The sequence below is a fragment of the Pseudoduganella buxea genome (assembly GCF_009720835.1).
In the GTDB taxonomy this organism is placed as follows: Bacteria; Pseudomonadota; Gammaproteobacteria; order Burkholderiales; family Burkholderiaceae_D; genus Rugamonas; species Rugamonas buxea.
Genome location: NZ_WNKZ01000241.1, coordinates 1 through 587 on the forward strand (window position 1 = coordinate 1; position 587 = coordinate 587).

Annotated in this window: 1 protein-coding gene and 1 pseudogene; one reads left to right on the forward strand and one right to left on the reverse strand. The window is 59.5% G+C overall.

Features of this window, described 5'->3' with window-relative positions; all coding sequences use genetic code 11:
• Positions 1 to 109, forward strand: a 109-nt coding sequence (locus GM672_RS27805) for an IS3 family transposase (protein WP_155472497.1), incomplete at its 5' end; no start/stop codon positions are given.
• Between the two features lie 15 nt (positions 110 to 124).
• Here the strand turns inward: GM672_RS27805 and GM672_RS27810 are convergent.
• A pseudogene (locus GM672_RS27810) lies at positions 125 to 587 on the reverse strand (IS3 family transposase); the annotation flags it as partial.

Genomic DNA, 587 nt, shown 5'->3' on the forward strand with positions numbered 1-587 from the left:
CGATTACATCGAGATGTTCTACAATCCGAAGCGCCGGCACAGCTTCAGCAATGACTTGTCGCCGGTCGAGTATGAAAAGCAGTATTTCAAGCGGCTCGCGAGTGTCTAGGAAACTCGTGGCGATTCACTTCATGAATACGCCCGTCACGACGTCGCCGTTGTCGCAGGCGATCTCGAAGCCGTCCGAGCACCAGCGCTGATTCGATTCCTCGACGGCTACCTTGCCATCATGCGCGCGGCCGCTATCTCGGCGCTTAGGCGACTTCGGCAGCAGTAAACCCTGGGCCTTCATCACGCGATACATGCGCTTGTGATTGACTGGCCGCAGGCCCATCAGGCTGCGCGTGCGGTTCACCAAGGCGCCGGCGCGGCGATAGCCGTAAGTGGGCAATGCCGTGATCTCGGCACGCACGGCATCGGCAATCGTTGCGTCAGCGGCTGGATCAAGCCTGGCCAACGCACGACCATCGATCCAGTCTACAGGACGCGCAAGGCGATCAATAATGTTCGAGCGCGCTACACCAAGAACAGCGCAGACCGGCTTCACTGGCCGTCCTTGTCCAATAAGGGTGAGCGCGCAATCCACT